Annotated in this window: 25 protein-coding genes; 14 read left to right on the top strand and 11 right to left on the bottom strand. The window is 63.8% G+C overall.

Annotated elements, in window-relative coordinates:
* Positions 1-7: 7 nt before the first annotated feature.
* Positions 8-1,285 (bottom strand): ATP-dependent Clp protease ATP-binding subunit ClpX, encoded by a 1,278-nt coding sequence (gene clpX / locus C7449_RS02640; protein ID WP_108001197.1) that lies wholly within the window; start codon positions 1,283-1,285, stop codon positions 8-10.
* A 283-nt stretch (positions 1,286-1,568) separates the two neighbouring features.
* The gene (locus C7449_RS02635; protein ID WP_108001196.1) at positions 1,569-2,201 is read right to left on the bottom strand and encodes an ATP-dependent Clp protease proteolytic subunit; all 633 of its coding nucleotides are present in this window, start codon (positions 2,199-2,201) and stop codon (positions 1,569-1,571) included.
* A 313-nt stretch (positions 2,202-2,514) separates the two neighbouring features.
* Between C7449_RS02635 and ggt the strand changes: the two genes are divergently transcribed.
* The 3 genes from ggt (at position 2,515) to C7449_RS02620 (ending at position 6,499) form a co-directional block, all read left to right on the top strand.
* The gene (ggt, locus tag C7449_RS02630) at positions 2,515-4,266 is read left to right on the top strand and encodes a gamma-glutamyltransferase (RefSeq protein ID WP_245414280.1); all 1,752 of its coding nucleotides are present in this window, start codon (positions 2,515-2,517) and stop codon (positions 4,264-4,266) included.
* Positions 4,267-4,734: 468 nt separating this feature from the next.
* Positions 4,735-5,160, top strand: coding sequence for a TIGR02594 family protein (locus C7449_RS02625; protein WP_108001194.1), 426 nt, complete (start codon positions 4,735-4,737; stop codon positions 5,158-5,160).
* Between the two features lie 91 nt (positions 5,161-5,251).
* The gene (locus C7449_RS02620) at positions 5,252-6,499 is read left to right on the top strand and encodes a cytochrome P450 (RefSeq protein WP_108001193.1); all 1,248 of its coding nucleotides are present in this window, start codon (positions 5,252-5,254) and stop codon (positions 6,497-6,499) included.
* Positions 6,500-6,577: 78 nt separating this feature from the next.
* Here C7449_RS02620 and C7449_RS02615 read toward each other — a convergent pair whose 3' ends face one another.
* From C7449_RS02615 to C7449_RS02595, 5 genes are all read right to left on the bottom strand, one after another.
* The gene (locus tag C7449_RS02615) at positions 6,578-6,922 is read right to left on the bottom strand and encodes a cupin domain-containing protein (protein ID WP_108001192.1); all 345 of its coding nucleotides are present in this window, start codon (positions 6,920-6,922) and stop codon (positions 6,578-6,580) included.
* A gap of 96 nt (positions 6,923-7,018) precedes the next feature.
* On the bottom strand, positions 7,019-7,726 hold the full coding sequence (locus C7449_RS02610) for an NYN domain-containing protein (RefSeq protein ID WP_108001191.1): 708 nt from the start codon (positions 7,724-7,726) through the stop codon (positions 7,019-7,021).
* Between the two features lie 12 nt (positions 7,727-7,738).
* The gene (locus tag C7449_RS02605; protein WP_108001190.1) at positions 7,739-9,022 is read right to left on the bottom strand and encodes an O-acetylhomoserine aminocarboxypropyltransferase; all 1,284 of its coding nucleotides are present in this window, start codon (positions 9,020-9,022) and stop codon (positions 7,739-7,741) included.
* A 207-nt stretch (positions 9,023-9,229) separates the two neighbouring features.
* Complete coding sequence (locus tag C7449_RS02600) at positions 9,230-9,658, bottom strand: CoA-binding protein (protein WP_108001189.1); 429 nt, start codon at positions 9,656-9,658, stop codon at positions 9,230-9,232.
* A 94-nt stretch (positions 9,659-9,752) separates the two neighbouring features.
* A complete protein-coding gene (locus tag C7449_RS02595) occupies positions 9,753-10,190 on the bottom strand; it encodes a CoA-binding protein (RefSeq protein WP_108001188.1) in 438 nt (145 codons plus the stop codon).
* 262 nt (positions 10,191-10,452) lie between these two features.
* On the opposite strand from C7449_RS02595, the gene C7449_RS02590 reads away from it, so the two are divergent.
* Together C7449_RS02590 and C7449_RS02585 are read left to right on the top strand one after the other, a co-directional pair.
* Positions 10,453-11,289: an EamA family transporter gene (locus C7449_RS02590; protein ID WP_170115773.1), complete on the top strand. Its 837-nt coding sequence runs from the start codon at positions 10,453-10,455 to the stop codon at positions 11,287-11,289.
* A gap of 161 nt (positions 11,290-11,450) precedes the next feature.
* Positions 11,451-12,029, top strand: coding sequence for a carboxymuconolactone decarboxylase family protein (locus C7449_RS02585; protein ID WP_108001186.1), 579 nt, complete (start codon positions 11,451-11,453; stop codon positions 12,027-12,029).
* Between the two features lie 193 nt (positions 12,030-12,222).
* Here C7449_RS02585 and C7449_RS02580 read toward each other — a convergent pair whose 3' ends face one another.
* Positions 12,223-13,044, bottom strand: a complete 822-nt coding sequence (locus C7449_RS02580; protein WP_108001185.1) for an enoyl-CoA hydratase — start codon at positions 13,042-13,044, stop codon at positions 12,223-12,225.
* A gap of 164 nt (positions 13,045-13,208) precedes the next feature.
* On the opposite strand from C7449_RS02580, the gene C7449_RS02575 reads away from it, so the two are divergent.
* The 3 genes from C7449_RS02575 to rpsI all read left to right on the top strand — a co-directional run bounded on the left by C7449_RS02575 (position 13,209) and on the right by rpsI (position 14,816).
* Positions 13,209-13,646: a PaaI family thioesterase gene (locus C7449_RS02575; RefSeq protein WP_108001430.1), complete on the top strand. Its 438-nt coding sequence runs from the start codon at positions 13,209-13,211 to the stop codon at positions 13,644-13,646.
* Between the two features lie 229 nt (positions 13,647-13,875).
* A complete protein-coding gene (rplM, locus tag C7449_RS02570; RefSeq protein ID WP_108001184.1) occupies positions 13,876-14,340 on the top strand; it encodes a 50S ribosomal protein L13 in 465 nt (154 codons plus the stop codon).
* Between the two features lie 2 nt (positions 14,341-14,342).
* Positions 14,343-14,816, top strand: coding sequence for a 30S ribosomal protein S9 (gene rpsI / locus C7449_RS02565; RefSeq protein WP_108001183.1), 474 nt, complete (start codon positions 14,343-14,345; stop codon positions 14,814-14,816).
* Positions 14,817-14,988: 172 nt separating this feature from the next.
* Here rpsI and C7449_RS02560 read toward each other — a convergent pair whose 3' ends face one another.
* Positions 14,989-16,971, bottom strand: a complete 1,983-nt coding sequence (locus C7449_RS02560; protein WP_108001182.1) for an acyltransferase family protein — start codon at positions 16,969-16,971, stop codon at positions 14,989-14,991.
* Positions 16,972-17,238: 267 nt separating this feature from the next.
* Between C7449_RS02560 and speB the strand changes: the two genes are divergently transcribed.
* Both speB and argC read left to right on the top strand, forming a co-directional pair.
* Positions 17,239-18,192 carry an agmatinase gene (speB, locus tag C7449_RS02555; RefSeq protein ID WP_108001429.1) on the top strand — a complete coding sequence of 318 codons (954 nt, stop codon included), beginning with the start codon at positions 17,239-17,241 and terminating at the stop codon, positions 18,190-18,192.
* Positions 18,193-18,328: 136 nt separating this feature from the next.
* On the top strand, positions 18,329-19,261 hold the full coding sequence (argC, locus tag C7449_RS02550; RefSeq protein ID WP_108001181.1) for an N-acetyl-gamma-glutamyl-phosphate reductase: 933 nt from the start codon (positions 18,329-18,331) through the stop codon (positions 19,259-19,261).
* 123 nt (positions 19,262-19,384) lie between these two features.
* Here argC and C7449_RS02545 read toward each other — a convergent pair whose 3' ends face one another.
* A complete protein-coding gene (locus C7449_RS02545; RefSeq protein WP_108001180.1) occupies positions 19,385-20,488 on the bottom strand; it encodes a COX15/CtaA family protein in 1,104 nt (367 codons plus the stop codon).
* Positions 20,489-20,607: 119 nt separating this feature from the next.
* On the opposite strand from C7449_RS02545, the gene C7449_RS02540 reads away from it, so the two are divergent.
* Together C7449_RS02540 and C7449_RS02535 are read left to right on the top strand one after the other, a co-directional pair.
* Positions 20,608-20,823 (top strand): DUF2842 domain-containing protein, encoded by a 216-nt coding sequence (locus C7449_RS02540; protein WP_108001179.1) that lies wholly within the window; start codon positions 20,608-20,610, stop codon positions 20,821-20,823.
* A gap of 154 nt (positions 20,824-20,977) precedes the next feature.
* A complete protein-coding gene (locus tag C7449_RS02535; protein WP_108001178.1) occupies positions 20,978-22,237 on the top strand; it encodes a GNAT family N-acetyltransferase in 1,260 nt (419 codons plus the stop codon).
* 18 nt (positions 22,238-22,255) lie between these two features.
* Here the strand turns inward: C7449_RS02535 and C7449_RS02530 are convergent, their stop codons facing one another.
* A complete protein-coding gene (locus tag C7449_RS02530) occupies positions 22,256-24,478 on the bottom strand; it encodes a Wzz/FepE/Etk N-terminal domain-containing protein (RefSeq protein WP_108001177.1) in 2,223 nt (740 codons plus the stop codon).
* A gap of 212 nt (positions 24,479-24,690) precedes the next feature.
* On the opposite strand from C7449_RS02530, the gene C7449_RS02525 reads away from it, so the two are divergent.
* On the top strand, positions 24,691-25,269 hold the full coding sequence (locus C7449_RS02525; protein ID WP_108001176.1) for a polysaccharide biosynthesis/export family protein: 579 nt from the start codon (positions 24,691-24,693) through the stop codon (positions 25,267-25,269).
* Between the two features lie 4 nt (positions 25,270-25,273).
* Positions 25,274-26,455 carry a glycosyltransferase family 4 protein gene (locus C7449_RS02520; protein ID WP_108001175.1) on the top strand — a complete coding sequence of 394 codons (1,182 nt, stop codon included), beginning with the start codon at positions 25,274-25,276 and terminating at the stop codon, positions 26,453-26,455.
* The last annotated feature ends 34 nt before the right edge of the window (positions 26,456-26,489 follow it).

Raw genomic sequence — 26,489 nt, 5'->3', positions numbered from 1 at the left:
GGTCGCATCAAGCGGATACGTTGGTCTTTTCCTCCGAGCGCTCCGAGTAGATGTAGAGCGGGCGCGCGGATCCCTTGACGACCTCGTCGGAGATGACGACCTCGCGGACACCCTCGAGCGTCGGCAGCTCGAACATCGTGTCGAGCAGGATCTTCTCCATGATCGAGCGCAGGCCGCGAGCGCCGGTCTTGCGGACGATCGCCTTGCGGGCGATCTCGCGCAGCGCATCTTCGTGGAAGGTCAGCTCGACGTCTTCCATCTCGAACAGGCGCTGGTACTGCTTGACGAGCGCATTCTTCGGCTCCGACAGGATCTGGATCAGCGCATCCTCGTCGAGGTCTTCCAGCGTCGCCAGCACCGGCAGACGGCCGATGAATTCCGGAATGAGGCCGAACTTCACCAGGTCTTCCGGCTCCAGCTCGCGCAGCACTTCGCCGACACGACGGTCTTCCGGTGCGCGCACCGTCGCCCCGAAGCCGATCGAGGTCTTTTCACCGCGGGCGGAGATGATCTTGTCGAGGCCGGCAAAGGCGCCGCCGCAGATGAACAGGATGTTGGTCGTGTCAACCTGCAGGAACTCCTGCTGCGGATGCTTGCGGCCGCCCTGCGGGGGAACAGACGCCACCGTGCCTTCCATGATCTTCAAGAGCGCCTGCTGCACGCCCTCGCCCGACACGTCGCGGGTTATCGAGGGATTGTCCGACTTGCGCGAGATCTTGTCGACCTCGTCGATGTAGACGATGCCGCGCTGGGCACGCTCGACATTGTAGTCGGCGGCCTGCAGCAGCTTCAGGATGATGTTCTCGACATCCTCCCCGACGTAGCCGGCTTCGGTGAGCGTCGTCGCGTCGGCCATCGTGAAGGGCACGTCGATGATGCGGGCCAGCGTCTGGGCGAGGTAGGTCTTGCCGCAGCCGGTCGGACCGACGAGCATGATGTTCGACTTCGCCAATTCCACATCGGAGCCCTTGGCGGCATGCGCCAGGCGCTTGTAGTGGTTGTGCACCGCCACCGACAGGATGCGCTTGGCCTGCTGCTGGCCGATGACATATTCGTCGAGGACCTTGATGATATCCTGGGGCGTGGGGACGCCGTCGCGGGACTTCACCATCGAGGTCTTGTTCTCCTCGCGGATGATGTCCATGCACAGCTCGACGCACTCGTCGCAGATGAACACCGTCGGTCCGGCAATGAGCTTGCGGACTTCGTGCTGGCTCTTGCCGCAGAACGAACAATAGAGAGTGTTCTTGGAGTCGCCGCCGTTGCCGCCGCTGACCTTACTCATATCACTTTCCTTCCGGCACGCCGCATAGCCGTTCGGCTAAGCGGTCAACTCAACCCACCCTGCGGTCCGGCGCCAGGCCGGCCCATCGAAGGCTCTTTGGGGTACTTGCCGGTCGAGCGGTACCCCGACCGGTGGCAACGAATCCCCCACTTTTACCGCATGCTAGCTCGGTCCACGCCAACATAGCATTAACGGCCATATTATCGTCTTTGCCGGCCGGATAAAGCCCTCGGACCATTACAAATGCGCGAGGACCGGTCCCAGCCGGCGCAACTCGTTGAAATCAATCGGCTTGCGAACCTTCGATCGCTTCCCGGGTGGTGATCACCTTGTCAACCAGACCCCAATCAAGCGCCTCGTCGGCGCTCATGAAGTGGTCGCGATCGAGCGTCTGCTCGACCTCCTCGTACGTCCGGCCGCAGTGCTTCACGTAGACCTCGTTCAGGCGCCGCTTCATCTTGAGGATGTCCTTGGCGTGGCGCTCGATGTCGGAGGCCTGCCCCTGGAAGCCGCCGGAGGGCTGATGGACCATGATGCGGGCGTTCGGCGTAGCAAACCGCATGTCCTTGTGGCCGGCGGCCAGCAGCAGCGACCCCATCGAGGCGGCCTGGCCGATGCAGAGCGTCGAGACGGCCGGCTTGATGAACTGCATGGTGTCGTAGATCGCCATGCCGGACGAAACGACGCCGCCGGGCGAATTGATGTAAAGCGCGATTTCCTTCTTCGGGTTCTCGGCCTCGAGGAAGAGAAGCTGCGCGCAGACGAGGGTCGCCATGGAATCCTCGACCGGTCCCGTCAGGAAGATGATGCGTTCCTTGAGCAGGCGGGAAAAGATATCGTAGGAGCGCTCGCCGCGGTTGGTCTGCTCGACGACCATGGGCACGAGGCCCAGTGCGGTATCTACGGGATTTCTCATATCAACCCTATCCAGTGTGGCCCGAAACCTTGCCAAGCGCCGGGAATCAACAGTTCGTCATCTTCCCTACATAGAGTGTCCGGGTGCCTCACTTCAAGACACGCCGGCACATTGCCCCCGCTCAATGCCAGATTGCGGTTAACCCGGCGAAGGCTGACGGCGGGTATCCACAACGCAATGGAACGCGAGCGTAAAGGAAGCCTGAAGCGCGCCAAAGGTTCCCTGTGCAAAGGGCCCTGCCGCGCTGCCGATTGCCACCTCGGCGCCTACAATCCATAGTATTGCGGCGATTTCGAGGGAGGATCAGATGCCTATGAGACGGTTCGCATGCACTCTGGCAGCCCTGCTCATCACAGTCCTGCCCGCCTTGCCGCAGCAGGCCTCCGACGCAGCGGCACCGGAACGGGCGACCAGCACGACGGAGGCCAGGCTGGTCACCGCGAAATCCTACATGGTGGCGGCAGCCAATCCGGTGGCGGCGGCCGCCGGCGCGCAGATCCTGAAGGAGGGCGGCAGCGCCATCGACGCGGCGGTCGCAGTCCAGACGATCCTCGGTCTTGTCGAACCGCAATCCTCCGGCCTCGGGGGCGGCGCCTTTCTCGTCTATTACGACGCGGCAAAGGGCCAGTTGACGACGCTCGACGGCCGCGAGACGGCGCCGTTGCGCGCCACGCCGGGATTGTTCCTCGACGACAAGGGGCAGCCGATGGGGTTCTTCGATGCGGTCGTCGGCGGCCGTTCGGTCGGCACGCCCGGCACGGTCATGCTGCTGCAGGAGGCACACAAGCGCTACGGCAGGCTAGACTGGAAGACGCTCTTCGAGCCGGCGGCGGCACTCGCAGATGCCGGACTCGCCGTATCGCCGCGCCTCGCCGCCCTGATTGCGGCCGAAGGCGACAAATTGAAGACATATGAAAAGACCAAGGCCTATTTCTTCGACGCCTCCGGCGCAGCGCTCAAGGCGGGCGCGATCCTGAAGAACCCGGACTACGCCAGGACGCTGCGGGCGATCGGCAACGGCGGCGCCCAGTCGTTCTACTCCGGCCCGATCGCCGAAGCGATCGTCGACACGGTGCGAATGGCGGCCGGCAATCCGGGCGTTCTGACACTCGACGATCTCGCCACCTACCGCGTCCGCGAGCGCCCGCCGGTGTGCATGCCCTACCGGGCGCTACAGGTGTGCGGCATGGGGCCACCTTCCTCCGGCGCGGTTTCGATCGGCCAGACGCTCGGAATGCTCGAGAACTTCGACATCAAGGGTCTCGGCTGGGACAACGCGCAAGCCTGGCGCATCATCGGCGACGCCCAGCGCCTCGCCTTCGCCGACCGCGGCCGCTATCTCGCCGACACCGACTACGTGCCCTCGCCGGTCAAGGGCTTGCTCGACAAGGACTATCTCGGCAAGCGCGCGGCCCTTCTCGACGGCGACAAGGCGCTCGCCAAGGACACGGTGAAGGCGGGCGAGCCGGAATGGGACCACGCCCTGCTCTTCGGCCGCGACCAATCGCTCGAATTGCCCTCGACCAGCCATTTCGTCATTGTCGACAAGGACGGCAACGTCGTCTCGATGACCACGACCATCGAGAACGGCTTCGGCTCACGGCTGATGACGAACGGTTTTCTCCTCAACAACGAACTGACCGACTTCTCCTTCGAGACACACGACAACGGCGTGCCGATCGCCAACCGCGTCGAACCGGGCAAGCGGCCGCGCTCCTCGATGGCGCCGACGATCGTGATGAAGAACGGCAAACCGCTCCTGGCGATCGGCTCGCCAGGCGGCAGCCAGATCATCGGCTATGTCACGCAGGCGCTGGTCGGCTATATCGACTGGGGCATGGACGTCGCCCAGATCGTTGCGATGCCGCACCTCCTGAACCGCTTCGGCACCTTCGAAATCGAGGCCGGCACGGATGCGGAAAAACTCACCGAACCGCTGAAGGCGCTGGGCTACGAGATCAAGGTCGGGGAAATGAATTCCGGCCTCCAGGCCATAGAGATCACTACCGACGGATTGAAAGGCAGTGCCGATCCCAGGCGGGAAGGCGTTGCAATCGGCGAGTGAGGGAGGACCGCCTGGCAGAACCAGGCCACGGATGGCCATTGTCTACCAGCTCTGCCCGCCGGCCATCGAAGAACAATATAAGTCGAGGCGCACCGTATTAATGATGATACTTCACAACAATATCCCAGTATGAGTTCGGCTGCGCCGTCGTCATTTTACCGACTTTCTCCTGCAAGGCAGATCAGCAGGCCTCTTTTGCTTCTCCGCCTGTAGAACGCGAAGTCATTGCCTCTGCGAAAGGCCGACTAGGTCCACCCTCGTCGCATACGTTGCATGGCCCAAGGCCCCCACCCCTCGCCTGACCAAGATGGCTCAGTTACTCGCAGCGGCGGCATGTTTTCATCTACTTGCGTAGCAAGCGCGCCACTGTATGCCACCTTCCTAAATTAGGCCTTTATTTACCGATATCTCTTCTTTGCCGTATTGTTCCTTGTCGGGGCCGCGTGTTCCAAAAAATGTGAGTATCGTATGAGGGTTGTTCTGGCCATCATCCTCACAATTGGCGCCGTTCAGGCCCATGCCGACATGCTCGCCACCGCGTCGAAATTCAACAACATGCACGAGCGCTCGATTTCCTTCCTCAGCATCAACCCCCGCAAGTTGTCGTGGTGCGGAGCGTTCATGGCCTACATCGCCCAGCTAGCGCGGCGACAGCCGCCGACCAACCCGAACATGGCGGTGTCCTGGAAGAAGTTCGGAAGGCCCGTCTTTGCCCGGTTTGCGCGGCCGGGAGACGTCGTAGTGATGCGGACCGGGAAGGGTCGCTTTCACGTAAGCCTTTTCCACCATTTCGACGAGCGACGCCAATACGTCTACCTGTTCGGCGGCAATCAGTCGGACCGGGTTCAGCTGTCTAGGTATAGAGCCAGTTCGATCGTCGCCGTGCGGCGATAATGAAGAAGTCCAACGCTCGGCGGGCGCGTTGGGGCGGCTCCTGCAATTTCCGGCACTTTTGCCGCGACGCGAAATCCGTTAGGTCAAAGGCATGACCAGGCCTTTTCCCTTTCTCTCCATCGATGCTGCCGCGCGCAGCGTCTCCCTCGATGCCCGCGATCCAGCGTTCTACCGCAACCCCAATCCCGTCTACGCGGAATTGCATGCACACGCCCCGACCTTCTGGTGGGAAGAACAAAAGCAGTGGTATTTTACCGGCTATGATCAGGTGAATGCGCTGCTGCGCGACCGGCGGTTCGGCCGGCAGATCCTGCATGTGGCAAGCCGCGAGGAACTGGGCATGCCGGCGCCACTGCCGCATCTGAAGCATTTCGACGCCGCCGAGGCGTGGTCACTGCTGGAATTGGAACCGCCCGAGCACACAAGGCTGCGCACGCTCGTCAACCGCGCCTTTGTCTCGCGGCAGATTGACCGGCTGCGGCCGGAAATCACGGCGCTGGCGAACCGACTGATCGACGGCTTCGAAAAGGATGGCAAGGTGGAACTGCTGTCCGCCTTCGCCGACATCGTGCCGGTGACGATGATCGCCCGCATGATCGGCATCCCCGACGAGATGGGGCCGCAGCTCCTGAAGTGGTCGCACGACTACGTGCGGATGTACATGTTCGGCCGCACCGAGGCCGACGAGCACGCCGCCGACAAGGCGGCGGCCGAATTTGCCGATTACGTCCGGTCGGTGATTGCCGAGCGCCGCGCCAATCCGCGAGACGATCTTCTCAGCCACATGATCCATACCGAGCACAAGGGCCAGCTGCTCACCGAGGACGAACTGATCTCGACGACGATCGTGCTGCTGAACGCCGGCCATGAGGCAACGGTGCACCAGATCGGCAACGCCGTGCGCAGCATCCTCGACAGCGGGCTTTCGCCGGAGGCCATGTTCGCCGACGACAAGACGACCGAGCGCACCGTGGAAGAAGCCCTGCGCATCTGCGCGCCGGTGCACATCTTCGAGCGCTACGCGCTCGAAGATGTCGAGGTGGACGGCATCCCCTTCAGGCGCGGCGACAAGATCGCACTGATCCTGGCCGCCGCCAACCTCGACCCTAAGAAGTTCAGCGATCCCCTCACCTTCCGGCCGGACCGTGACGAGGGCCCGAACCTCTCCTTCGGCGCCGGCATTCACTTCTGCATCGGCGCGCCGCTGGCCCGGCTGGAGCTCAATATCGTCCTGCCGCTCCTGTTCCAGCGGCTGCGCGGCATGCGCCTCGCCAAAACGCCGGTGGTCAAGGACGTCTACCACTTCCACGGACTGGAACGGCTCGATCTGGTGTGGTGACAGGCTCGAAGCCGCGCGCCTTGCCGGCGAGCGGCTCCTTCTTGTGAACACGCTTGGCCGACGAATTCGCGTCCTGCCCTAGAGGCGGATCACGTAGTCCTTGCGCGTTGTTTCAACGACTTCCCAGGTCCCCTTGAAGCCCGGCCTGAGGATCAGGCGATCGCCCGCCTTGAGATTGATGACCTCACCGGCGTCAGATGTGACGATCGAATGGCCGGAGAGGATGTTGAAATACTCCCACTCGTCGTACTGGATGCGCCACTTGCCGGGCGTCGATTCCCAGACCCCGCAATAGATCCCCCCGTCCGCCTGCTCCAGGTTCCAGGTGCGGAATTCCGGATCGCCGGCAATGAGCCGGTCCTCGGCAGGGCGGCCGATTTCCGGCTGGATGGACGAGATGTCGAGCGAAATTGCCTTGACCATGATGTTTCCAATTGCAGAGGCTGGCGGCCTGCGTGGCGACCAAGCAGTTGATCGTTTGACGTCACCGGCGACGCCCCGACCGGGCGTCCGCAACGCTCACTCCTTATAGCGGATCTTCATGGCGCCGCTCGACTGATCGATCTCGAATCGCCCGGTCTTGCGAACAAGATCGCTCAACTTGCGATAGCCGTACGTCCGGGGATCGAAGTCTGGCGACAGATTGGAAAGCTGGCTGCCCAAGGCCGACAGCGTCAGCCACCCGTCCTCGCCCGCAGCCTGCGCGATGACCTTCCTGATCAGCGGAACCGCCGCACTTGGCGGGCGCAACGCCGGTTGCGTGGTCTGATCCTCGTTCGCTTCGGGCAGCAGGTTCTCAGTATAGATGAAGCGCCGGCAGGCCTGTCGGAAGCTCTCCGGTGTCTTCTGCTCGCCGAAACCGAAAACGTCCGTACCCTGCTCCCGTATGCGGGCGGCAAGGCGGGTGAAGTCGCTGTCGGAGGATACGAGGCAGAAACCGTCGAAGCGACCGCTGTGCAAGAGATCCATCGCGTCGATGACGAGCGTAATATCCGACGCGTTCTTGCCCGTGGTGTAGGCGAATTGCTGCTGCGGAATGATGGCGTGCCTGGCAAGGATGTCGGCCCAGCCCTTCAGCCTTGAACTCGAGAAGTCTCCGTAGATCCGGCGGACGCTCGCCTCGCCGATCTTCGCGATCTCCTCGAAAAGGCCGTCGGCAATCCTCGACGATGTGTTGTCCGCATCGATGAGAACTGCCAGACGAGGTGATTTGGTCTCCGCAGCCATGGCCGCTCCCGACTACGCCTTGGCGAGCGCCTGCTCCAGGTCGGCGATGATGTCGGCGACGTCCTCGATGCCGATCGACAGGCGCACCACGTCGGGACCGGCGCCCGCGGCCGTCTGCTGCTCGGGCGACAGTTGCCGGTGCGTTGTCGAGGCCGGATGGATCACCAGCGAGCGTGTGTCGCCGATGTTGGCCAGATGCGATAGCATCTCCAGCCCCTCGACGAAGCGCTTGCCCGCCTCGTAGCCATCCTTCAGGCCGAAGGTGAAGACGGCGCCGGCGCCCTTGGGCGAATAGCGCGTCTGCAGCGCGTGGTTGGGATCGCTTTCAAGGCCGGAATAGTTGACCCAGGAAACCTTGTCGTGCGTCTTCAGCCACTTGGCAACAGCGAGCGCGTTGTCGCAGTGGCGCTGCATGCGCAGCGGCAGTGTCTCGATGCCGGTCAGGATTTGGAAGGCATTGAAGGGCGAGATCGCCGGCCCCAGATCGCGCAGGCCAAGCACCCGGCAGGCGATCGCGAAGGCGAAGTTGCCGAAGGTCTGGTGCAGGACGACACCGGCATATTCCGGCCGCGGTTCGGAGAGCGTCGGGTATTTCCCGGACACCGACCAGTCGAAGGTGCCGCCATCGACGATGATGCCGCCCATCGAATTGCCGTGTCCGCCGAGAAACTTCGTCAGCGAATGGACGACGATGTCCGCGCCGTGCTCGAACGGCCGCACGAGATAGGGCGTCGCCATGGTGTTGTCGACCACCAGCGGCAGGCCGTGCTTATGCGCGACGGCGGCGATCGCGGCTATGTCGACGAAGGTACCGCCGGGATTGGCGAGGCTTTCGATGAAGATCGCCTTCGTCCTGTCATCGATCTGGCTCTCGAAGCTCTCCAGATTGTCGGTGTCGGCCCAGCGGACCTGCCAGCCGAAGTTCGCAAAGGAATGGCCGAACTGGTTGATCGAGCCGCCATAGAGCCGGCGTGCGGCGACGAAGTTGTCGCCGGGGCGCATGAGCGTATGGAAAACGAGGAGCTGCGCGGCATGGCCGGAGGCGACCGCCAGCGCGGCCGTCCCGCCTTCGAGCGCGGCCACCCGCTCCTCCAGCACCGCCTGGGTGGGGTTCATGATGCGGGTATAGATGTTGCCGAAGGCCTGCAGGCCGAACAGCGAGGCGGCATGGTCGGTGTCGTTGAAGACGAAGCTGGTGGTCTGGTAGATCGGGGTCGCGCGTGCCCCGGTCGCCGGATCGGGCGCTGCCCCTGCGTGGATGGCGAGCGTTGCAAATCCCGGCTTGTTCTTCGTCATGGCAAAACCTCCCATTGCGCATGGTTCCGATGGCAACGGGCTACCATGCCTGCATTCGATTTTTCAGTGCTGTGGCCTGCGCGCGAACGCACGCGTCTGCTACCTGGCCGGCACTATTTCAGAGGCATGCCGGCCGGTCAAAGCAAGAATTTTGCGAAATCAGCCGACGGAGGGAAAACTCCGTCTGGCGTCGCTCACCTCGGCGCGTCAGCCGACCAGCCGCGGATACTCGATTGCCGGGCAGCGATCCATGACGACCTTGATACCTGCGGCTTCGGCGCGGCGGGCGGCAGCGTCGTCGCGGACGGAAAGCTGCCCCCAGATCGCCTTGGGCAGCGGATCGAGCGCGAGCACCTCGTCCACCAATCCGGGCAAGGCGACGGCCGCGCGGAAGACGTCGACCATGTCGATCGGCTCCGGAATGTCGGCAAGGCGGGCATAGACCGTCTGCCCGTGGATTTGCTTTCCGGCCTGGCCCGGATTGACCGGAATCACCCGGTAGCCCTTACGCAGCAGGAAAGCCATGACGCGGTTGCTGGGGCGCTCCGGATTGGGCGATGCCCCCACGAGTGCGATGACCTTGGTCTCCCGCAGGATGTCCGCGAGGTAATAGTCCGTGTAGCTGTCGTGATTCATGCCGCCTCCTCGCCCCGACAGACTACACTTGGAGATGGTGATTCTTGTCAATACGCAATTCTGCGAGCCAGCTGCACCCTGATGGGGTTCGCCTCTAGGAGGCGCGGCGCACGAGCCTCGGATACTCGGTCACCGGCGAGCGGTCCATCACGACGCGGACGCCGGCAGCCTCGGCCTTTTCAGCGGCAGCGTCGTCGCGGACGCCGAACTCTCCCCAGATGACCCGCGGCCGCGGCTGCAGCGCCAGCGCCTCGTCGACCACCGCCGAAAATCGAGACGAAGCGCGGAACACCTCGACCATGTCGACCGGCTCGGCAATGTCAGCCAGGTGGGCGACGACCCTCTGGCCGAGAATCCGCTTGCCGGCGTGCCCCGGATTGACCGGGATGACGCGATACCCCTTTCCGAGCAGGAAGCTCATCACGCCATGGCTGGGGCGCGACTGGTTCGGCGAGGCACCGACCACGGCGATCGTGTGGACCGAGCGCAGTATGCTGCAGATGTAGGCACTGGCATAGCGATCGTGATCCATCGAAGCCTCCCGACGACGGTCGTCAGAGCGACAGGGCCGGTTGCCCCCGCTCCCGATCTGTTTCCCGTTTTCATGATACGTCATCCCGACCGCAATTGCGAATTTGCCACATACGGGCCGGAAAGCTCTTTGCGACCGCTGCTGCCTGCCAAATTGTCCGGCGACAGAGCCGCCGCGCATTGCAATGTTCGCGGTTTCGGCGGATGTAAGGCGTGGCGATCGCCAACCCTCCGCCCCTTTCCGACAAAGCCCGAGGTTCTTTGTGCCGATTGACGTAATTGCGCTTGTACTGCTCGGCGCGGCGCTGCATGCCGTCTGGAACGCGATGGTGAAGGCCGGAAGTGACAAGTCGCTGGATGCGGCGATGATCGCCCTCGGCGCAGGCTTCTTCGGCCTCGCCTTCCTCCCCTTCGTCCCGCTGCCGAAGCCGGCCGCCTGGCCTTTCATCGCCGTGTCGGCGCTCTTCCAATTCGCCTATTTCCAGCTCGTCGCCGCAGCCTATCGCGCCGGCGACATCGGTCTTGTCTATCCGCTGATGCGCGGCGCAGCGCCGCTCATCGTGGCCTCGACCAGCGGACTGGTGCTCGGCGAGCATCTTTCACCCGGCGCGCTCGCCGGCATCCTGATCATTTCCGCTGGCGTCCTGACGCTCGCCTTCGAATCGCGGCACGGCAGCCGGCACGCCTTCCTGCTGGCGCTCGCAAACGCCTGCGTGATTGCCTCCTATACCTTCGTAGACGGTGCCGGCGCTCGGGCCTCCGGCAACGCCATCTCCTACACGCTTTGGATGGCACTGCTGCCGCCGGTGCTGCTGTTCAGCTGGGCGGTTTACCAGCGCGGCTCCGACGTCGTCGCCAGTCACGTGCGCCGCAACTGGAAGCGTGGGCTGATCGGCGGCGGCGGCTCGATCGCCTCCTACGGGCTGGCGCTCTGGGCGATGACGAAGGCGCCGGTGGCGTCCGTCGCCGCGCTCCGCGAGACCGCCATCCTGTTTGCCCTGCTGATCTCGGTGGTGATCCTCAAGGAGAAGGCCAGCGTCTGGCGCTACATCGCTGGCGCCACCATCGCCGCGGGCGTGCTGGTGCTGCGCCTGGGGTAGAGAGTTGGACGACCGGATCTCGCCTCTGGAATCCACAGACGACGACCGGGCGGCAACGCCCTCCGCTCCACCCCTGACCGCCGGACCGTGTCACAGCGGCCGCTCTTGAGGCTTCATCCTGATCTCTACTATGGTGGAGCCTCGCCGGAGGGGAGACCGCTATGTTCATCAAGTCCATCGAGCCCGAAGAGGCAACTGGAGAAATAGCAGCGCTTTACGATGCCGAGAAGAAGGCGACGGGACGCGTGATGGAGGCTACGCAATGCTGGTCCGCGCGCCCCGACATCATCGTTCCGGTCGAGAAACTGCTTCATCAGATCCGCGACGGTTTTTCGCTCGGCTTGCTGAACTTTCGACTCATTACTTTTGTCGCGGCCCAGCATGTTCCTTCCAGCTATTGCTGCCATGTTTACTTCCGCAGCCTTTCCGAGATGCTTGGCCGCGACCAGGCACTTGCAGTTAGAAGGGATTACCGGAACGCGGGGCTGGATGATCAGCAGGTTGAGATGCTTGCCTACGCGGAGAAGATCAGCCGCAACGCATCGCAGATAACTGTGGCAGACATAGAGCGGCTGCGACACGCAGGCTTAACCGACGTCAACATTGCCGATATCGCGTTAGCTGCATCTTTCCGCAGCTTCATGAGCCGCTACTTCGATGCCGTGGGTGCAACGGTCGAACCGGAGTTTCTCGACAGTGATCCAGCCGTGAGGCAAGAGATGGCAGTCGGCCGCAAGTAGGCCCATTTCTGACTGACGGCGCAAGTGTCGTTGCCCGAGCCTGGCCCGTTGCGAATGCAGGTCTGCACTGGTCATGCGCAAGAAGATCTGGCGGCAATCAGAGCATCATGCCTCCCGCCAATCCGCGCGCGGACGGACCGTGGCGTCGGTCGACGATGCGGTCACCCCGTACGGCCCGGCTATTACGGGTGACCTAATCGGCCTTCCACTCCGGCATCCGCTTGCCGAGGAAGGCGCCGATCCCCTCCTTCGCGTCATCGCGCAGCATGTTTTCCACCATCGTCGCGACCGCCTTGTCGTAGGCTTCCGGGAGCGGCAGGCCGGCCTGGGCGCGATAGGCGGCCTTGCCGATCCGGATTGCCTCCGGCGACTTGGATGCGATCACCGAGGCATACTTGTCGACGACCTGGCGCAGGTACTGTTTCGGGACGATCCGATTGACGAGGCCAAAATCCTTCGCGGTCGAGGCGTCGATCGTCTCTCCGGTGAGGAGCATCTCCATCGCCTGCTTCGGATGCGCCGCGCGCGTCACCGCCACCATCGGCGTCGAGCAGAATAGGCCGATGTTGACGCCCGGCGTGCAAAAGGTCGAGGTGTCGGTGCAGATGGCGAGATCGGCAGTGGCAACCAACTGGCAGCCGGCGGCAGTCGCAAGACCGTCGATCTCGGCGATCACCGGTTTCGGCAGGCTGGCGATCTTCAGCATCAGGTCGGCGCACAGGCGCATGGTCTTTTCGAAGAAGGCGCGCCCGCCGTCGGCGTCGCTGCGATGCGCCGTCATTTCCTTCAGGTCGTGGCCGGCGGAGAAAAGGTTGCCGGTCGACGCCAGGACGACGACGTGGACGGAGTTGTCTGCCGCTGCCTCGTCCAGCGCGCTGGCAAGCGCCTCCATCAGCGCGATCGACAGCACGTTGGCCGGCGGATTTCTGAGGGTCAGCCGAAGAACCGCATCGGCTCTTTCCTTCAGCACCAGTCCGGCCGCATCCTCCTTGCGCAAGTGAACCACGTCAGCCATGGCGGCAATCTCCTCTTGTCGTCCCTCTCTCGGTCTCGTGGTACGCGCGCAATGGCCGTCTTTCAAGTGCACGCAGTTGCGGCCGGGGCGCAAAGACTTCCGGCAATTGAGCCCGGCGACATTCCCCCATAAGAATGTGCGACTTGAAAGGAATGGACGTTACCATGGAAAGCAAACTCAGCCCGGTCATGACGGTTGCCGAACTCAACCGTTTTCTCGAAACCGACTTTCCCGAGATCCATACGGACGGCAAGCTCTTCGAGGTGACGGCGGTCGAACCGGGGACCGTCACGATGCGGCTGGCCCCGTCGGCCAGGCATCTGCGCCCGGGCGGCACCGTTTCCGGACCGACGATGTTCGCGCTCGCCGATGTCACGGCCTATTGCGCGGTGCTGGCCCACATCGGCCCGGTCGCACTCGCTGTCACCACCAATCTGAACATCAATTTCCTGCGGAAACCCGAGCCCGGCGCCCTCTCCTGCACCTGCCGCCTCCTGAAACTCGGCAAACGACTCGCTGTGATCGAGGCCGCAATCTGGGCAGGACCGGAGGACGAAATGGTCGCCCATGCCACCGCAACCTACTCGATTCCGCCGTGCTGATTTGTGGTATTATGACACCGCTTCTCTAACGGTTTGATTTTACACGCTTTTTTAAAAGAAGCTCGGCGCAATCTTGCTTGACGGCCAACCATGCCCCGCTTATAAGCCGTCACAGATCGCGGTCCCCTCGGGCCGCTTTCGTTTTTGGCGTGTTTCAGGCCCGCCAAACCAAGCAACAAGAAACGCCCGGGCGCCTGCCGCCTCGGGTCAAGATGAAAAGAGCTTTACCATGGCAACCTTCGTACAGAAGCCCGCCGAGGTGGAAAAGAAGTGGATCCTCATCGATGCCGAAGGCCTCGTTGTCGGTCGTCTCGCTTCCATCATCGCAAACCACCTGCGCGGCAAGCATAAGGCCACCTACACGCCCCACGTCGACGACGGCGACAACGTCATCGTGATCAACGCCGACAAGGTCGCCCTGACCGGCAAGAAGTACTCCGACAAGAAGTACTACTGGCACACCGGCTATCCGGGTGGCATCAAGGAGCGCACCGCTCGCCAGATCATCGAAGGCCGCTTCCCGGAGCGCGTTCTCGAGAAGGCCGTCGAGCGCATGGTTCCGCGTGGCCCGCTCGGCCGTCGCCAGATGAAGAACCTGCGCGTCTACGCCGGCCCGAACCATCCGCATGAAGCACAGCAGCCGACCGTCCTCGACGTCGCCAAGCTGAACAGCAAGAACGTAAGGAGCGCCTGATAATGGCTGACCTGTCTTCCCTGAAGGATCTCGGCACGGTCGCGGCCGCTCCGGCCGCAGCCCCGGTTCACGTCAAGAAGGTTGACGCCCAGGGCCGCTCCTACGCGACCGGCAAGCGCAAGGACGCCGTTGCCCGCGTATGGGTCAAGCCGGGCTCCGGCAAGATCACCATCAACGGCAAGGACTTCTCGAACTACTTCGCCCGTCCGGTTCTGCAGATGATCCTGCAGCAGCCGATCGTCGCGGCGGCCCGCGACGGCCAGTTCGACATCGACGCCACGGTTGCCGGCGGCGGCCTTTCCGGCCAGGCCGGTGCCGTTCGTCACGGCATCTCCAAGGCGCTGACCTACTTCGAGCCGGGCCTGCGCTCGGTTCTGAAGAAGGGCGGCTTCCTGACCCGCGACAGCCGCGTCGTCGAGCGCAAGAAGTACGGCCGGGCCAAGGCTCGCCGTTCGTTCCAGTTCTCGAAGCGCTAAGCGCTTCTTCGGATCATGCGTCTGGAAGGCGGGGCTTCGGCCCCGCCTTTTCTTTTGGCGTTACGTCGGGCTCGCCGGCCGGATCGCACGCCGACCTGACCACACGGTGGCCAGAAGCGCGAGCGGCAGGCTCACTGGGTCAGACGAACTAACGCAGATCGCCCGTCGAGTATTACGATTCTTGGTCCGTCCGCCCCGTGGCGTGGTCGGCACGCATCGCCTCCACGGCACGCATGATTTCGTCGACGACAAGGCGGGCGCCATGATTGGTGAAGTGGAGGCGATCTGCGATGAACGGCGTACCATCATCCATCATCAAGCACTTGCCGGGCTCAAAGCTGTTGCAGAATGCGCGTTCAGGATAGATGCGCGCCAGAGTGCCATGCCCCGGGCCCGCCGCTGCCCTGTCCAGCAACGCATAGGAATTCGCGGTGCGATCCCTGAATTCCTCGTAGGCCTGTTCGACGTCGGGCTTCTCGTCGCCGCGCAACATCATCGCGATTGCCGTGGACTTGACACTGACGGGCAGTGAAGGATGCGGGTAGACGAGGATGACCTTGAGCCCGGCCCGACGCAGGTCGCGAAGCGTGGCGTGGAATTTTTCCTCGACTGAGGCGGTACCGATAGCACCGGTGCCTTCTACAAGAAAGCGGTCCTGGCCAAAGAATGCCGCCCAAGAGGCGAACAGCACGACGGTGTCGATACGCTGGTCGATGATGTAACGATAGGCATCCCTGTTGAACTTTCCACATTCCCGCGCGCCCTCTGTTCCGTCGGAGCTGACGCCTGGTATCGGCGCACAAAAGCCGTGGGTCAGTTGGTGCAGCTCGATCCCGTTTCCAGCCAGACGCTGCGCCAGTACCGGCGTGATGGACGAGGACACGGAGTCGCCCCAGATCGCGAATTTCTGCGGCTTGCCGGCATTGTAGATGCAGTCGCGTTCGGGGAATTGCCAATCGGTGCCGAGCTGGTGCAGGCACTTCCTGCTCCAGGTGGTATCAGCCGCGAACTCCTGGATGTACCGCGGCAGGCGCCACGGCAGGCCGTCCGTATAGACCCCGGCCATGGCGAACGCACTGAATGCCAGAATGCCTGCCGCGACGGCGCCGGACAGGCGCCGGGGGGACACGACAAGCCGAACCCGGTTCTTGCGGAAGGGCTGTTCAACCAGGCGCCAGGATAGATAGGCCAACACCAGCGTCAGGCCGCAAGCGCCGAAAATTGCACCACTCGACGGTAAGGCCGGACTGGAAAGACGCAAGAAGGCAAACACCGGCTGGTGCCAGAGATAGGCGCTGTAGCTGATCTGGCCGAGACCAACCAGGAGCGGCAAGGATAGCAGCCGCGCGGTCCAGCCACCGCTCCGTGCATAGTGCAGGACGAGCACCGTGCCGATGATCGGAACCAGAGCGTAGACGGAGGGGAACGGCGTGCCCTCGTCGAAATAGAAGATCGAAAAGACGATCAGCGACAATCCCGCCGCAGCGAGCACGTCGTCCGCGGCCCGCGGCGCCGCCCGCCCGTGGAACTGCCTGAACGCCACGAGCGCACCGGCCAGCAGTTCCCAGGTACGCGTCGGCAACAGGTAGAAATTCATCGCCGGCGCATGGGAAGAAGCCCACTGCGACAGTGCCAGACTGGCCACGGCCAAAACCGCCACGGCAACGGCCATCCACGAACGCCGCCTCCGCCACAGGAAAAGGAGGAGCAAGGGAAAGAGCAGGTAGAACTGCTCCTCGACCCCAAGGCTCCAGGTGTGCAGCAGCGGCGACGTTTCGGCGTCCGGAGCGAAATAGTCGGCCTTGCGCCAGAAATAGAAGTTCGAGCCGGAGAACGCCGCCGTGATCAGGCTCTTCGAAAAAATCTCGAAGTCTTCCGGGTTCATCCGGAGCCAGGCGAATGGCAGACAGCAGAACATCACCAGGAACAGAGCCGGCAGGATTCGCCGCGCTCTGCGCTCATAGAACCTCGCAAGGGAGAAGGCGTCCTCCTGCAAATCCTTCAGGATAAGCGAGGTTATCAGGTAGCCGCTCAGGACGAAGAAGATGTCGACGCCGACGAAACCGCCGCTCCATGAGCTGATGCCGGCATGAAACAGAATGACGGATGCGACCGCGACCGCCCGCAGCCCGTCGATTTCCCTGCGATAATGCATTTGTATTCCAGTGATGATGCAATGCGAAGCGCGGGGAACCTATCACGGTCCCCACGGCCACGAAGTGCAGATAAGAACGAAAGCAGACAACCTTGGGGCCGGCCCACAGAAATGTTCGAAATCTGATGTGGCTGGCTCTAGTGGGATCGCCTGCAGGTGTCTTGAGCAGTCCGATGGCCGTTCCGCTTCTCGCTTGAAATCCGCCACTCCCCCTTGCCTTCCATCCGCCGATTGTCCACCGTCACCGGCGATTTTCAGGAGGACAAATTGGCCAACAAGACCATCGACCATGCAATCACTGCAAAGGCGCTGAAGAGCGCCGCTTCGGACCCGACACATGCCGGCGTGCTCTCGTTCATGCGACGCCGCTTCAGCAAGAACCTGAAGGACCTCGACGCCGTCGTCTGGGGCATTCCCTTCGACGCCGCCACCTCCAACCGGCCCGGCGCACGCTTCGGACCGCAGGCGATCCGCCGGGCGTCGGCGATCATGGACAACGATCCGCAGTATCCGTTTCAGCAGGACCTGTTCGAGAACATGGCGGTGATCGACTATGGCGACTGCCTGCTCGACTACGGCAACCACCAGAAGACGCCGGCCACGATCGAGCGCGAGGCAACGAAGATCCTCAAATCGGGCGCCTACATGCTCACGCTCGGCGGCGACCACTTCGTCACCTGGCCGATCCTCAAGGCGCATGCGGCAGTTCACGGGCCGCTGTCGCTGGTGCAGTTCGACGCGCACCAGGACACCTGGACCGACGAAAAGGGACGGATTGACCACGGCTCCTTCGTCGCCCGCGCCGTCAAGGACGGCATCATCGATCCGGAGAGCTCGATACAGATCGGCATCCGCACCCATGCGCCGGAGGATTGCGGCATCCGCATCGTCTACGGCTACGAGGTCGAGGAGATGACGGCTTCCGAGATCGCCGACACGATCGTGCGCCATGTCGGCGAGCGGCCGTGCTACCTCACCTTCGACATCGACTGCCTCGACCCGGCATTCGCCCCGGGAACCGGAACGCCGGTCTCCGGCGGCCCGTCGAGCGCAAAAATCCTGTCGGTCCTGAGCAAGCTCGGTCCGCTGCACATCAAGGGCTCCGATGTCGTCGAGGTCGCGCCCGCCTATGACCATGCCGACATCACGGCGATCGCGGGTTCGACCATCGCCATGTACATGCTCGCACTGCGTGCGGGGTGGCTGGCGGAGCGGCGATAGGCGCGCCGGTCCCTGCATTGAAAGCCACAGGCGGAGGCGCTATAGCCTCCGCTGAAGACGGACTGCGGCCCTGCACCTGCGCGGCGTCCCCGCCGTTCCGGACCAAACATGCGCAGCCCGGCGGAAAGGCACTCCCATGAAAGCGAAGATCTTCATCGACGGCGAACACGGCACGACGGGCCTGCAGATCCGCACGCGCATGGCCGACCGCACCGATGTCGAACTCCTGTCGATCCCGGAAGCCGAACGCCGCAACAATGCGATGCGCGAGGACCTGCTCAACAGCGCCGACATCGCTATCCTCTGCCTGCCCGACGACGCCGCCAGGGAAGCCGTCGCCATGGTGGCGGGCAACAACAAGGTGCGCATCATCGACACCTCGACGGCCCACCGCGTCAACCCGGACTGGGCCTATGGCTTTGCCGAGATGGATGCACGCCAGTCCGACCGGATCGCCGGATCCCTTTATGTCGCCAATCCGGGCTGCTACCCGACCGGCGCGATCGGGCTGATCAGGCCGTTGCGTGCCGCCGGCATCCTGCCGGAGGACTACCCGGTCACCGTTAACGCGGTCTCGGGCTATACCGGCGGCGGCAAGCAGCTGATTGCGCAGATGGAGGATGCCAGCCATCCCGACCACATCGATGCGCCGCACTTCCTCTACGGCCTGCCGCTGAAGCACAAGCACGTGCCGGAGATGCAGGTCCATGGCCTGCTTTCGCGCGCACCCCTCTTCTCGCCCTCGGTCGGGAATTTTGCGCAGGGCATGATCGTCCAGGTGCCGCTCTACCTGGCGGACCTCAACGACAACGCCTCGCTCGGCTCGATCCATGCCGCCCTCGCCGACCATTATGCCGGCCAGGACATCGTCGAGGTGGTCCGCCTGAAGGAAAGCGCCGACCTCGCCCGCGTCAATGCGGTTGAACTGGCAAATACCGACCGGATGAAGTTGTATGTGTTCGGAACCGCCGGTGCTCCGCACGTCAATCTCGTGGCGCTGCTCGATAATCTCGGCAAGGGCGCATCGGGCGCGGCGGTGCAGAACATGGACCTGATGCTTCGGGGCTAAGCAGCGGCGGCTGCCCGGGAGACCTTGCTGCGCAGCCCCGTAACGTTGAAAAAAACAGGCGCGGTCCGGATACGGTCCGAGCCTTGTTCGTTTCGCCCGGTCAGTTGCCTGCCGGCTCGCCTCTCAGCCCGCCACCTGGATACGAGCCTCTTTCGGGTATTCGCCGAAGAAGCCGCGCCAATGGGCGACCGCGAAGCCGAAGACGACGAGGGCGCCGCCCTGGTGCGCCACCCCCCAACTGAGCGGCACCTGCCACACCAGCGTCACGATGCCGATCAACGCCTGCAGGCAGACGAGCCCGAACAGCAGCACGGAGCGGCGGGCATGGGTGGTCTCGGGCGCCGCCCGCAAAGACACGATCATGTGCACCATTACCAGCGCCAGCAGCACGTAGGCGCCGAGGCGGTGGACGAACTGGACCGTCTTCGGATTGTCGAACAGGTTGAGCCACCAGGGCTGGTGGACCCACAGCCCGCCGGGCACGATCGCGCCGTCTATCAGCGGCCAGGTATTGTAGCTCCACCCCGCATGCAGTCCCGCGACGAGCGCGCCGAGATAGATCTGGAACAGCGCCACGCCGGCAATGACGGCCGCCATCGCCTTTGAATTCCGCGTCGGAGCCGGGTCGTCGCCGTGCGGCGACAGTCCGCGCATGATCCAGACGCAGGATGCGAAAATCAGAAAGGCGATGACGAGATGGGTGGCGAGACGGTACTGGCTCACCGAAACCCTTTCAGCAAGGCCGGACGAGACCATCCACCAGCCGATAAAGCCCTGCAGTCCGCCGAGCGCGAGCACGCCGACGAGCGGCCAGCGAAGCCGCCGTTCGATCCGTCCGGTCGCCCACAGGAAGACAAGCGGCAGCGCGAAGACGAGACCGACCGAGCGGGCGAGCAGCCGGTGTGCCCACTCCCACCAGAAGATCGACTTGAAGCTCTCGACCGTCATGTCGCTGTTCAATTGCGAGAACTGCGGTATGCGCTTGTAGAGCTCGAATTCCTCCTGCCACTCGACGTCGTTGAGCGGCGGAATGACGCCATGGATCGGCTTCCATTCCGTGATCGACAGCCCGGAGCCGGTCAGCCGCGTCGCGCCGCCGACCAGTACGAGCACGAACAGCGTCAGCAGCACAAATCCGAGCCAGCGCCGCACCGCCCGCCGGTTGCGGTCGATGCGGTCCATGTCGTCCAAGAGCTGTCGTTCCGTCGCAGCAGCGGTGATCGTCATGTCGGCTCCTCATTCTTCGGCGTTGATTTGCATCACCCCGCCATGCAAAACAAGCCTAAAGCCTTTGCGGCATGGGGTCGCGGCGTTCGCGCCGGGCCGTACAACAAAGTGAGACACCGATGCCCCCTCGCCTGCGAAAACTGATCGGCACCGTCCTGATCATCATTCTGGTCGTGGTTTACGCGCTCGTCGCCACGACGGTCGCTTCGCTGACGCTTGCGACCTCGCCCTGGTGGGTGCACATGCTGTATTTCTTCTTCACAGGTCTGCTCTGGATCCTGCCGGCCATGCTGATCATCAAATGGATGGAGAAGGCGCCCAGGCGGCGGGATTGAGCCTTCCATCCAGGCGTTAGCCGTCCGCTAACCCTAGCGGCAGAAACCCACGGAAAACCGGCGCCGCCCTCGCCAGCTTAAACCAGTTTCCGACCGTACCGCCGTATGGTCGGCGCACTGTCACAACAGCGCAACAGGACCGGACAAAGGCGCGATGCAGCTTGACTTCCAGCTCATGCTTGGGGACGGACAGGCGTCAAGCAGGCTGGCGCACTACGCGCTCGGCCGGCGACGCGGCGAAGCCGTGGTCCCCATTGCGGTCCGGCTGCACGATCGCATGGAGCCGCTCGAGGCGACATGGCGGGCGCTCGAGGCGGCCAACGAGCTCTCGCTTCACCAGAGCTACGACTGGTGCCGCGCCTGGGCGGCGGCGCATGACAACCGGCTGCTCATCGTCGAAGGTGTCCATGCCGGGCGGACGGAACTGCTCCTGCCGCTGGAAGTGGTGCGCCACGGGCCCGTGCGCGTAGCCCGCTTTCTTGGGTCCCCCTTCAGCAACATCAACACGGGTCTCCACACGGAAAGCTTTCGCTCGCTTGCGACGCCCCCGGCGCTGCGCCGCGCGTTCGACGCCGCGCGCGCTGAGTTCGCGCGTCACGTCGACCTCTTCATGCTGGAAAACATGCCGTTGTCGTGGCGCGGACGCGAGCATCCCTTCTCGCAACTGCCGGCCGTGCGGAACCAGAACGCCGCCTACCAGCTCTGCCTGCTCGGCGATCTCGACCGGACCTTGGCGCAAATCAACGCCAAGCGGCGGCGCAAGAAGTTCCGGCAAAGCGAACGCCGGCTGGAAGCGCTCGGCGGTTATGAGCATGACGTGGCCCAATCACCCGAAGCGGCCAGCGCAACGCTCTCACTGTTCTTCCGCCAGAAGGCCATGCGTTTCGAGGCCATGGGCCTGCCGAACGTATTCCGGAGCGAGGAGGTGCAGGCGTTCTTCCGGGCGCTTGCCCGGATGCCGGCGAGCCCCCATGCCTACCCGCTGCAACTTCACTCCCTGAAGATCGCGACCGGCCCCGAGGCGGGGCGGGTCGTCGCGATCGCCGGACTGTCGCGCAAGGGCGATCACGTCATCTGTCAGTTCGGCTCGATCGACGAAGGATTCGCACCCGAAACGAGCCCGGGCGAGTTCCTGTTTTACCTCATGATCCGCAGGTTCTGCGGTGAGGGCGTCGCCCTGTTCGATTTCGGAATCGGCGACCAGGCCTACAAGCGCTCCTGGTGCAACATCGAGACGGTGCAGCACGACCTGCTCTGGCCGACCACGCTTGCCGGCAGCGCGTTTGCCCGGCTCCATCGCACCAAGGCCGGCGCCAAGCGCCTCATCAAGCAGAACCCGCAGCTCTATGCCTTCCTGCAGCGCCTGCGCTCGGGCCGGGCGGCGCACGCTGATCCAGCCGTCGGCCACCGATAGGTTTTCTGCCTGCGGATCCTAGGCCGCCCGGCGACCCGCGCTCATTTCAGCGCCGCCGGTCATCAGCATGATCTCGTCGTAGCCGGCGGCTCCGAACGCCCCGATCAACTCGACGATCTGATCCTCGCTGGCGCCGGGTATCGACAGGATGATCTCGGCATCGCCGGCCGGCGCCAGGCGGCGGATGCCCTCGACCTCGGCGGCGCCGCACTCGACAAGCACCGTCTCGTAGGCATCCGAGAGCGCCGCAACGATCATCGCCAGCCGGTCGAAGCCGCGCATCGCAGGTGCGATGTTGGCGTTGCCGCGGGCGACGACATGGGCAGCGGAGGCCTCGTCGCCATGAATGATGTCGGACAGCCCGGCATCGCCGGCGAGAAGGTCGGTGATGCCGGCAAGCCGCTTCGTGGCCGTCATCAATCGCGTCGGGCAAGCCGAGCCGGTGAGGTCGACCAGAACAGTGCGGCGGCCCGTGTCGGCGATCGCGCGGGCCAGCGCAACCGTGGCCGACGATCCCGGGTCACCGGACGGCGACAGGACAATCGCAAGCGAAACGTCGTCTTCGATGAGGTGCCGCGCCACCGCGCTGACGGTGAAGTTTTCCTCCACCTCCTCCATGTCTTGGGGTTCATCGATCGGCGGCTCGTCGTTCAGAAGCGGTGCTGCGAAGGCGTCAACGAGAGGCTCGACAAACAGGGGTTCCCGCTCTTCCATCTCCGCCTGTGCCGCGATCGCGGCGGTGGCGAGGGTTCGTCGCGCCATGACCACGTCGGGACGGGCCTGTACTGCCGGCTCGAGCCGCTCTTCCGGCGCAGCGTCGCCATTGGGGTCCGGAAATACCGGCGCAACCGGCCGCAGCGCCCGACCGCTGAACAGCTCGGCGAGCAGGACGGCGGCCGCCGACAAAAGGAAGCCCGACAGGCCGCCGACGATCGTGATCGGGACGACCTTCGGGAATTGCCGCTCGGTCGGCGGCACCGCCGCGGAGATGACCCGCGCGTCGGCCGGCGTCGAGTTGGCGCCGGTGCGCGAGGTCGCCTCGCGGTATCGCGCCAGATAGGTCTCCAGCAATTGGCGCTGGGCTGTCGCCTCGCGTTCCAGCGCCCTGAGATCCACCTCGTCCTCGCCGGCCCGGGCGGAACTGGCCTTGAGGATCTGAAGCTGCTGCACCAATTGCTGCTCGCGCAGGCGTGCGACCTCGGCCTCGTTCTCCAGGCTTGCAAGGATCTTTGCGGTTTCCGACTTGATCTGGGCGCGAAGGCTGGCGAGTTGCGAGCGCAATGCCTTCAGGCGCGGGTGTTGGTCGAGCAGCGACGTCGACAGATCGGAGATCTGGCCCTGGATCTGGACCTCGCTCTCCTTCAGCCGCTGGATCATCTGGGAGCCGACAACCTCACTCAGCGTGTCCGTTGCGCCCCCGGACTTCAACACCGCGCGTACGCTCTCCGCCCGGGCCTCGGCCGAGGCCTTCTCGGTGCGAACGCGGGTAAGCTCGGCGGATATGTCGTTCAGCTGTCTTACGGCGAACGTGGCGTTCTCGCCGGTCGGCAGCAGATCGTTGCTGGAGCGATACTCGGCGACCTTGCGCTCGGCCTCCCTCACCTTCTCGCGAAGGTTGGCGATTTCCGGCTCCAGCCAGCGCGTCGCTTCGGAATTGGTGTCGAGCTTGGCGCCGCTCTGCAAGGAAAGGTAGACTTTCGCCATCTCGTTGGGAATGGCGGCGGCGAGCAGCGGATCCTTCGAGGTGAACGCGATCGCGATGACGCGCGACTTCTCGACCTGATAGACGATGAGCTTTTCCTGGAACTCCTTCAGGACCCGCTCTTCCGGCGGCAGGTCGAGCGGGTTCTTCTTCAGGCCGAACGCCACGAGGATGTCCGACATCGCCGAGGGTTTTGCGGTCGGATCGAACTCCGGCAGTTCGTGGAGCTTCATGTCGCGCGCGACCTGCTTGATGAGATCGACCGATTTCAGAAGCTGCACCTGGCTGACGACGCCGAGCTCGTCGATTGCCGGCTCGCGCGACGCGCCGGCGCTCGCCGTGAAGGCGGGTTCGCGTTCCTCGATCAGCAGGCGCGTCTCACTACGGTAGGTCGGAGCGATCAGGCTTGCGATGCCGAAGGCAAGCCCGGCGGACGCGACGGTCGCAAGCAGCACCTGCCTCCGACGGCGCCAAATAGCGCGCACCAGCGCGCCGAGGTCGATATCGACATCGTCTCGAACCCCGTACCCGCCCGGCATATTGCTCACTCCGTACACACTGCAATGTCCGCCGCACGGTAAACGCACATGGTAACCCAAGCGTTAATGGCGGAGCGACCACAACCCGGCATCGACGACACAAGGGGTGGCGGAGAAAATGACAGCCGCGCGTTGCAGTGTTTACCGGCCATTAACCCTAAGGGACCGATAACCGTCGCTGAAAACGACCCATTCCCTACAGGCACGGCCAGATGGCTTTCGCAGAACGATCCAGAAGCGCGTTCATCGCAGTGGCGGTCCTTGTGACCGCTGTGGCCGCCGGCTGCAGCGGGTATCACCCGGCGCCCAAGGCGTTCCAGGAAGCGACCATTCAGCCGTATCGGCTCGACAGCGGCGACCGGCTGCGCATCACCGTGTTCGAGCAGGCCAGCCTCTCCAACACCTATTCGGTCGACCAGGCCGGCTACATCGCCTTCCCCCTGATCGGCTCCGTGCCGGCGCGCGGCAAGACGATCCAGGAGATGGAGAGCATCATTGCCGGGAAGCTGCGGCAGGGCTATCTGCGCGATCCGGACGTCTCGATCGAGGTGGCCAATTACCGGTCGATCTACATCATGGGCGAAGTCGGCCAGGCCGGGCAGTACAGCTATGTGGCCGGCATGACCGTGCAGAATGCCATCGCGGTTGCCGGCGGGTTCTCCCCCCGGGCGAACCAGGCCAATGTCGACGTGACCCGCAAGATCAACGGCGAGATCATAACCGGCCGGGTCCCGATCTCCGATCCGGTCATGGCCGGCGACACCATCTACGTGCGCGAGCGGCTGTTCTGAGGCCATGGCGACCGACCGTCCGCTGCGCATCATCCATTGCTTCCGCTCCCCGATCGGCGGGATTTTTCGCCACGTGCGCGATCTTGCGGAGTACCACGCGCGGCAGGGCCACGATGTCGGCATCGTCTGCGACAGCAGCACCGGCGGCGTCTATGAGGATGCGCTGTTCGACGAGATCCGACCGTTCCTGACGCTCGGGATCTTCCGGCTGCCGATCCGCCGCTCGATCAGCCCGGGCGATCTCAAGGCGCTATGGAAGAGTTATCGTGAAATAAGAAGCTTGCAGCCGGATGTTCTTCATGGGCATGGCGCCAAGGGTGGCGCGATCGCCCGGTTGATCGGCTCAGCGCTGCGGGTGAACAGGTATCGCGTGGCCCGCCTCTATTCGCCGCATGGCGGCAGCCTGCACTACGCCCGCTCGACGCTGGCCGGCCGGGCCATTCTGGGTATCGAGCACCTGCTCGAATTCTTCACGGATGCGCTGGTCTTCGTCTGCGACTTCGAGCGGGACACCTATGTCGAGAAGGTCGGCAAACCGCGCTGCCGCAGCGAACGCATCTACAACGGCATCAGCGACCGGGATTTCGACACCGTCTATCCCAAGGAGGATGCCGTCGACTTCCTCTACATCGGCATGCTGCGCGACCTGAAGGGTCCGGACGTCTTCATCGACGCCTTCGCCAAGACCGAGCGGCGCGTCGGCCGGCCGCTTTCGGCCCTGATGATCGGCGACGGCCCGGATGAGGCAAAATACGAGCGCACGATGCTGCGACTCGGCCTTGGCCGCCGGATCGGAATGATGCCGGCGATGAAGGCACGGGAGGCCTTTGCCCTGACCCGTGCCGTGGTCGTCCCGTCGCGGGCGGAATCGATGCCTTACATCGTGCTTGAGGCCCTGGCGGCCAACGTCCCGGTAATCGCAAGCAGCGTCGGCGGCATTCCGGAGGCGCTGGGCCGCGGCAACATCGCCCTTGCCGAGCCCGCCGACGCGGATTCGCTTTCGCAAACCATGGCGCGTTCCATCACCGACCCTACCTGGCGCCGACACGCAATGCCCGATCCTGCCGCCTTCAAGGACGCATTCTCTGCCTCCACAATGGCGAGCTCGATGATGAAGCTCTACCGGGAATTGGTTCCCCGCGAAGGTCTTACGGCCGGTTGCAGCGTCACTGCACATCTCGCGTAAGCGTTTATTAGGGGCTTCCTGCTAAGCGCTGTCG

The sequence above is a fragment of the Mycoplana dimorpha genome (assembly GCF_003046475.1).
GTDB lineage: Bacteria > Pseudomonadota > Alphaproteobacteria > Rhizobiales > Rhizobiaceae > Mycoplana > Mycoplana dimorpha.
The sequence above is the reverse complement of the archived record's forward strand: the minus strand, read 5'-3'. Positions and strand labels throughout refer to the sequence as shown.